A 7944-nucleotide genomic window follows, 5' to 3' on the forward strand; every position below is an offset into this window, starting at 1 on the left:
TGTGTGTGAAACACATGAGCGGAAGAGGTCTCTCTTGCAGCGAATCGATCGACTGCGTGCTCGCGGATTCCAAAACCTATGGACGAGACCGAACAACTGCACGCTCCGACGAATGCGAGCACAAACACGAGCACGAACCCGGACGCGAAGTCGGATCCGGGCCTCGCCGCGCTCATCATCATTGCGGGGTTTCATGGGCTGCCGGCGGAAGCGGAACAGCTTCGGCACGCGGCGGGCGGGAAGTCCACGCAATTCGACGACCGTGACCTCGTACTGTCCGCACGTTCGCTCGGACTGAAGGCTCGCAAGGTTCGCGTATCCGCGGACCGGCTCGCAAAGACGCCACTTCCTGCGCTCGCGCTCGACAAGAATGGGCAGCATTTCATCGTCGCGGGCTGCGATAGTAAAAAGGCGTTGATACTCGAACACGGCACGGTCGCGCCGACCATGAGCGCGCCCGAGACGGTGTTCGCCCGCTGCGACGGAGAGATGCTTGTCTTCGCATCGCGCGCGTCGCTTGCGGGCGACATGGCGCGTTTCGATTTCTCGTGGTTTATTCCGGCGGTCGTCAAGTACCGGCGTCTATTGCTCGAAGTACTGATCGTCTCCGCCGTGCTGCAGCTCTTCGGGCTGGTGTGGCCGCTGATGTTCCAGGTGGTGATGGACAAGGTGCTGGTGAACCGTGCGTTCAACACGCTGAACGTGGTCTGTCTTGCGTTGCTGGTGAGCACGGTGTTCGAGGTGCTGCTTACCGGGCTGCGCAACTATGTGTTCTCGCATACCGCGAATCGCATCGATGTCGAGCTCGGTGCGCGGCTCTTCCGGCATCTGCTGGCGTTGCCGCTTGCGTATTTCGCGGTACGGCGCGTCGGCGATACGGTCGCGCGAGTGCGCGAGCTCGAGAACATTCGCAGCTTCCTGACCGGGCAAGCGCTCACAGCCGTCATCGACATGTTCTTTTCCGTCATCTTTCTCGGTGTGATGCTGATTTATAGCGTGCCGCTTACGCTGATCGTAGTCTTTTCGCTGCCGATGTATGCGGGCATCTCGATGACGTTCACGCCGATGCTGCGCGCGCGGCTCGACGAGAAGTTCGCGCGCGGCGCGGATAACCAGGCGTTCCTCGTCGAGACCGTGTCGGGTGCCGAAACCGTCAAGGCGATGGCCGTCGAACCGCAATTCACACGGCGCTGGGACAATCAGCTCGCGGCCTATGTGGCGGCCGGATTCCGCGTCAGCAACCTCGGCAACATCGGGCAACAGCTTATTCAGGGCGTCGGCAAGCTCGTGAACCTGATGTTGCTGTTTTTCGGCGCGCGCTTCGTGATCGAGGGCAAGATGTCGGTCGGCGAACTGGTTGCATTCAATATGATGTCTGAGCGCGTCGTCGCGCCCGTGCTGCGGCTCGCGCAGCTTTGGCAGGACTTTCAGCAAATCGGCATTTCGATGGCGCGCCTGGGCGACGTGCTCAATACGCGCACTGAGCTTGCGCAAAGCCGTCAGGCGTTGCCCGCGATCAAAGGCCATATCAGTTTCCAGAGCGTGCGGTTTCGCTACCGGCCCGACAGCGCGCCGGTTCTGCACGATATCTCGCTCGAGATTCGCGCGGGCGAGGTGGTCGGAATAGTGGGCCGCTCAGGCTCGGGCAAGAGCACGCTGACGAAGCTGCTGCAACGGCTGTATATGCCCGAGACGGGCCAGGTGCGCGTCGACGGCATCGACCTTGCGCTGGTCGACCCCGCGTGGCTGCGCCGCCAGATCGGCGTCGTGCTGCAGGAGAACCTGCTCTTCAATCGCTCGGTTCGCGACAATATCGCGGTGACCGATCCGGGCACTTCGTTAGATCGCGTGATTTATGCGGCGAGACTCGCGGGCGCGCACGGCTTTATCTCCGAGATGCCGGAAGGCTACGACACAGTGGTCGGCGAGCATGGCGCGAACCTTTCCGGCGGGCAGCGCCAGCGCATTGCGATCGCTCGCGCGCTGATGACCGACCCGCGGATCCTGATCTTCGACGAGGCGACAAGCGCGCTCGACTTCGAAACCGAACGCGTCATCCAGCAGAACATGCGCGCAATCTGCGACGGCCGCACGGTGATTATCATCGCGCACCGGCTTTCATCGGTCAGACATGCGAATCATATTGTCGCGATGGACCATGGACGCATCGTCGAGCGCGGCGCGCATGAGGAATTGCTTGCGCGCGGCGGGTATTACGCGCATCTGATTTCGCTACAAAACGCGTGACACGGCGGGGTCGATCATGAAGCTCGTTCAATTGCAGGCATTCGGCGATCTGCTGCGACGCTACGGCGCGGTGTTTCGCGCCGCGTGGTCGATGCGCGCGCAACTCGACGGCGAGCCGAAACTTGCCTATGAGCGCGCGTTTCTGCCCGCCAATCTGGAACTGGTCGAAACGCCCGTGCATCCGGCACCGCGCTGGGCGATGCGCGTGCTGGTCGCATTTGCCGCGCTGGTGCTGCTGCTCGCGGTGTTCGGCAGGCTCGATATCGTCGCGGTCGCGGAAGGCAAGCTGATTCCGGACGAGCGCGTGAAGATCATTCAGCCCGCGATTACCGGCGTTGTGCGCAGCATCCTTGTCGAAGACGGGCAACGCGTTCAGGCCGGGCAATTGCTGATGCAACTCGATGCAACCCAGGCCGCGGCCGATTCCGACAGTGCGCGGACCTCGCGCATCGACGCGGCGCTCGCGGCCGCGCGCTCGCGCGCATTGCTCGATGCGCAGAGCGCCGGGCATGCGCCGGTGGTGCCGCCGGTCGATGGCGCGTCGGCCGTGCAGCAGGCGGAAATGCAGCATTTCGCGGACGGCTTGTATCGCGAGTATCAGGACAAGCTCAACTCGTCCGCGGCGGAGCTTCATAAACGCGAGGCCGCGCTTCAGACGACTCGCGTCGAGATCGGCAAGCTGTCGGCGACCGCGCCGCTCGCGCGCCAGCAGGCGAACCAGTATCGCGCGCTCGCGACGGATAAATACGTCGCGCAAACCGACTATCTGACCAAGGAGCAGGCCGCGCTCGAACAGGAGCACGACCTGGCGGCGCGCGAAAGCAGCGCGCACGAGTTGATGGCCGCTGTTGACGAGCAACGCGCGGATCTTGCGTCGATCACATCGGAATTTCGCAGCAAGCAGCTCGATGCGCTCGACAAGGCCACGCAACAATACCGGCAAAGTCGCAATGACGAAACCAAGGCGGATACGCGCCAGCAGCTGTTGAGCGTGACCGCGCCGGTCGCGGGCACCGTGCAGCAACTCGCGGTACACACGTTAGGCGGCGTCGCGACGGCCGCGCAGGCGGTGATGGAAATCGTGCCGGACAATACGCTCGAAGTCGAGGCCAATATCGAGAACAAGGACATTGGATTTGTGCGGCCCGGACAAATCGCGCTCGTCAAGATCAAGGCGTTTCCATACACGACCTTCGGGTATCTGACCGGGACGGTCGTGTCGGTTTCGAACGATGCGGTGCAGGACAGAAAGCACGGCCTGATGTTCGTCACGCGTGTGCACTTGCCGACGAACCGGATTCGCGCGAACGGCGCGTGGGTGCATCTGACGCCCGGTATGGAAGTGACCGCGGAGATTCACACGGGCAAGCGCAGCGTCGCCGACTATTTTCTGGACCCCGTCGTCCGTTCCGGCGAGGAGAGCCTGCGTGAGCGTTAGGACCGTGTCCCGCACGTCGATGCGACGAGGGGGGGCGCTCGCGCTGTTGCTCTGCTGCGGTTCGTCTGCCGCATGGGGTTTCGATCCGCTGCTGACTGGTTCTGCGGTGCCCCCTACGGCGGCCGCGAACATGCTCGGCGACGGCTCCGCGGACGTCTGCGTATTCGGCGCGTTGCCGGACCCATTGCCTTTGCAGGACGCCGTCGAGCGTGCGCTCTGCAATAATCCGCGGACGCGCGAAGCATGGGGGCAAGTCAAGCTCGAGGCCGCGCGTGTGGGGCAGGGGCGCGCCGCGTATTTGCCGAACATCACCGGAAGCTGGCAGGGTGTGCGCGACGATCAGAAGACCGATATCGACAACCTGCCGCAGTTCAACTCGAACTTCCGCAATTTTCTGCGGACCGAAAGCGTGTCGCTGAGCTGGGTGCTCTACGATTTCGGCGGGCGCGCAGCGGCGCTCAAAAGCGAGACGGAACTGCTCGCGGCCGCACAGGCGAACCAGCAGGCCGTGCTCGATATGGCCTTTGCCAAGGTCGCGAAAGACTACTATGCGGCGCAAGCCGCGCAAGGCGCGCTCGCCGCCGCACAGCAAATCGAGCGGACCGCGAACGACAGCGTGCAGGCAGCGACCGCGCGCACGGACAAGGGCATCGCGCCGATCACGGATCAATTGCAGGCGCAGACGCAGTATGCCGAGGCGGTCGTGAATCTGACGAAAGCGCAGGGCGACCGGCAGGACGCACTTGGCGTGCTGGCGAACGATATGAATCTCGACCCGAACGCGCCGATCACATTGCCTGACGTAGGCGAAGGCGTGATGCCGGATCAGGCGTTCAATGGATCGATTGCCGATCTGATCGACGAAGCGAAGCGCACACATCCAAGCGTGCGGGCGGCCGAGGCGCGCGTCGAAGCCGCGCTCGCGAAGATAAAACAGACGCGTGCCGAAGGTTTGCCGAGCGTGAGCCTTGTCGCGAAGTACAGCAGAAACAACGAGCCGACCAGCTTCGAAATCGGGCAGCCGCAACTTCCGACGACGGGCAGCGAATGGTACGTGGGCTTTCAGGTGACGATCCCGATCTTCTCAGGGTTCCTGAGGACATACCAGGTACGCGAACAGCAGGCGCGCGCCCAACTCGAAAGCGACGCGCTTGACGAAACACGACAGCAGGTCGGTCTCGATGTGTGGACGAGTTACGAGGCGCTGCAGACCGCGACTCACATCCTCGATAACAGCGCGATGCTGCTCGATATCTCGACGCGTTCGTATGCGGCGGCCCAGCATCGCTATACGGTAGGGGTCGGCAGTATTCTCGAATTGCTCAACGCGCAGTCCGCGCTGGCGGGCGCGAAGCGGCAGCGCATCCAGGCGCTGACCGACTGGCGTTCCGCGCGGCTGCAACTGGCCGCGAGGCTCGGCGAAATAGGCATGTGGAGCCTGCCGGGCGACTGAGCCGCGTTATGCGAATACGTGTTTCATTTCATTTTGCCGTGCATTTCGCTATGCGTCGAAATGCGAAATCATTTCGTGTGAATCGCAATTAATATTTCCGGTTTTCCGGAATTTTCAATTTCGTGTTAATCGACGGATATGGCGAAGAATTATTGCCCCGCATTTGGATTTTAATTAGTGCGCGGGAATATCGATTTGAGTGGGGGTGTTTAACTAACGATTACGCGTAACGGCGCAGCGCCGCTTGTATCGGGCAAAGCAACCTGATCGCGTGGTTATTTCCAGGATTTTCCTGTGGCGATTATCGACACAATTCCGAATGTCCTGGACGAGTACTTTTCCCATTTGATCTGGAGCGCAAGATGAACGACATGCAACCTAACACTCAAGGCAATGGCATGACTCCGATGAAGGTGCCAGAGCAGATTACCAACAATCCGGATGGCACCTCGACGGTGATCTTCCCGGAAGGCACGTCCGGCAATAACAACGATGTCGTTCGGGAATTCTCGGGACAGAACGGCACGGGTACGCTGCTCTTGCAGCTCAGCGACCTGACGGACGGCACTTCGGAAGTGTTTGACGCCGATCCCGCGTCGATCCAGAAGATCGTCGGCCAGGTCGGCCAGGCCTTTGGCATCCCCGATGTGGCATCGTTGGTGACGTCGATCGACGTCAGGTTCAGTGGCCCCAACGAAACGGGTAAGGCGTTGTCGGGCACGGTCGATACGACGCTGGGCGACTCTTACGAGTTCAGTCTCTCTGATGGATTGAAGCCTGGCGAGATTGTTTCGGTAAAGGAATTTACCGGCCCGAATGGGACCGGCAACTTCGATGAGACGATCGATGTGTTCGGCAACGGCGACATCCAGATCAACGCGTTCAACGGCAATAGCGGCCTTACGCAGGGCGTCACCGCGATGCAGGAGGATTTCAATACGAGTGGCGAACTGGCAAAAGTGCGGGACCAGTTGCAGAACGGCGACGTGCTAGTGGAGAACTTCAACTATGACGCGAATGGAAAGGAAATCGGCGGGACCTTGCAGGAGTTCAATGCGCAGAACCAGCTGGTGTCGCAGGTGAACGTCGCGCCGAGCAGTCAGCCGCTTCCGACGCTTGGCGGGCAGCAGGCGATCGCGAATATCGTTGCGGCAATCGCGGGGCTCAATATACCGGTGCCCGGCAGCGCGACCGCAGCGGTTGCCCCGCCGCAGCAGCCGAAGGTGATGCTCGCGAGCGCGCATCATTGAGCTTCGTGCTCGCAGCTGTTAAGCGTGTTTCGTAAGCGCATTTGTCTAAGCGCATCAACAGGAAAGGGCGGCGCCGTGTTCGCCATCGCACGGCATCGTGCGTGAGCGCGCATCGTGTGCCGCCTTGACCTGCGTGTGTCGGCGCGCTGAGCCGGTCGCTTGCCTTGCGATCGTAGCGCATTGACTGAAGATATTTCGTGGAACTGAGACAGCTTCGTCACTTCGTGGCCGTCGCCGAAGAAGCCAATTTCACGCGTGCGGCCGACCGTTGCCATACTGCCAAAAGTACCAACCGCATCTTGTCTATCGGCGGCATATCGCAGGTTCAAGCTCGCCCGCGCGCCAATCCGCGAGGCGATCGGTGTATCGCTGGCAATGAACATCGCGATAAAAGTGACCGCACCGGCGAGCGTGACGAATGCGCCGACCCAGCTGAGTCCGCCGTGCGCGAGTAGAAGCCGTGCCGCGTACGGTGTGAATGAAGCGCCGGGAATGTCGCCAAGGTTGTACGACACAGACGCGCCCGAGTAGCGAACCTCGATCGGAAAAAGGCCCGACAGCACCGCGCCCATCGGGCCGAGCACGATGCCCATCATGCCAAAGCACATGCTGAGGCACAGCAGCGCGCGCATTGGCGAGCCCGAACCGAGCAGCGGCGCTAACGCAAAACCCGCAAGCATGCACGGCGTGGAGCCGACCAGCACGATGCGCCACGACCCGAAGCGATCCGCGAGCGCGGCCGATATCACCGTGGTCGCGGCTGCGGCGAAGATGGAAATGCAAAGCGGCCCTGGAAACTGGACACGTGGAATACTGCTGACCTGTGTTCCATAATCGAGCACGAACACAGACGCGATCGAAAAACACGCATAGCTCGCGACCATCGCAAGCGAGCCAAGCGGCAGGTTCCGGCCGTAGCGGCGAAGCAGTTTTCCCAAAGGCAACGCGAGACGACCGCCGTTAGCGTTCAGCCATGAAAATTCCGGCGTTTCGGTTATCTTCACCCAGCTGCACGCAGTCTTCGCCACTGCCGATCACCGCGATACGGTTGCCCGGGTGGCCGGAGAACGCGGTCTGAGCGTCGATCGGCGTGACGGTCGCATCGTTGCCGGGCATGAACGAACGCGGCTCGGAGAGCAGAAACACGTCGCCTTCGAAGACCTCGATCGGCTTCTCGTCTCCATCGAGATGCAGCCAGCAATGACCTTTGAGCAATGCGAAGAACTTCAGGTGGTCAGGCTTCTGAGAACGGATCGCCCATGCTCCGTCTGCCGGGAAGCGACCGGATAATCCACCGGCGCAACTTGCGTATATCGTTAATAACGTTCGATCCCTTAGTCCTTAGCCTGTTCTGTCATTCACAACCACGTAAAGCACGGACGCAACGGATCCGCTGTGACGCTAGAACAAAAACTTCTTTATAAACAGTGCGGCAAGAAGAAGTATGAACCGCCCCGGATTTGGTGGAGGCTCCAACTTTTGAGAGAATGGAGCCATGAACAAGTCGAACAAGTTTTCTGCTGAAGTCCGCGAACGTGCAGTGCGCATGGTGCAGG

General features: G+C 61.1%; 5 protein-coding genes and 1 pseudogene. 5 read left to right on the forward strand and 1 reads right to left on the reverse strand.

The genetic code is table 11. The features are described 5' to 3' along the window. Window positions 1-78: 78 nt before the first annotated feature. The 5 genes and pseudogenes from HV675_RS06285 to HV675_RS06305 all read left to right on the forward strand — a co-directional run. Window positions 79-2247, forward strand: a complete 2169-nt coding sequence (locus tag HV675_RS06285) for a type I secretion system permease/ATPase (protein WP_175109975.1) — start codon at window positions 79-81, stop codon at window positions 2245-2247. Window positions 2248-2263: 16 nt separating this feature from the next. Then, on the forward strand, window positions 2264-3685 hold the full coding sequence (locus HV675_RS06290) for an HlyD family type I secretion periplasmic adaptor subunit (protein ID WP_175109977.1): 1422 nt from the start codon (window positions 2264-2266) through the stop codon (window positions 3683-3685). Further along, complete coding sequence (locus HV675_RS06295) at window positions 3675-5138, forward strand: TolC family protein (RefSeq protein ID WP_246270118.1); 1464 nt, start codon at window positions 3675-3677, stop codon at window positions 5136-5138. The genes HV675_RS06290 and HV675_RS06295 overlap by 11 nt, the downstream gene beginning before the upstream one ends. A 398-nt stretch (window positions 5139-5536) precedes the next feature. Next, the gene (locus HV675_RS06300; RefSeq protein WP_175109979.1) at window positions 5537-6388 is read left to right on the forward strand and encodes a hypothetical protein; all 852 of its coding nucleotides are present in this window, start codon (window positions 5537-5539) and stop codon (window positions 6386-6388) included. A gap of 197 nt (window positions 6389-6585) precedes the next feature. Further along, window positions 6586-6672, forward strand: a pseudogene (locus HV675_RS06305) (LysR family transcriptional regulator); the annotation flags it as partial. A 676-nt stretch (window positions 6673-7348) separates the two neighbouring features. Here HV675_RS06305 and HV675_RS06310 read toward each other — a convergent pair. After that, window positions 7349-7702, reverse strand: a complete 354-nt coding sequence (locus tag HV675_RS06310; RefSeq protein ID WP_175110002.1) for a cupin domain-containing protein — start codon at window positions 7700-7702, stop codon at window positions 7349-7351. Window positions 7703-7944: the final 242 nt, after the last annotated feature.

This window comes from Paraburkholderia solisilvae, from assembly GCF_902859875.1.
Classification (GTDB): domain Bacteria; phylum Pseudomonadota; class Gammaproteobacteria; order Burkholderiales; family Burkholderiaceae; genus Paraburkholderia; species Paraburkholderia solisilvae.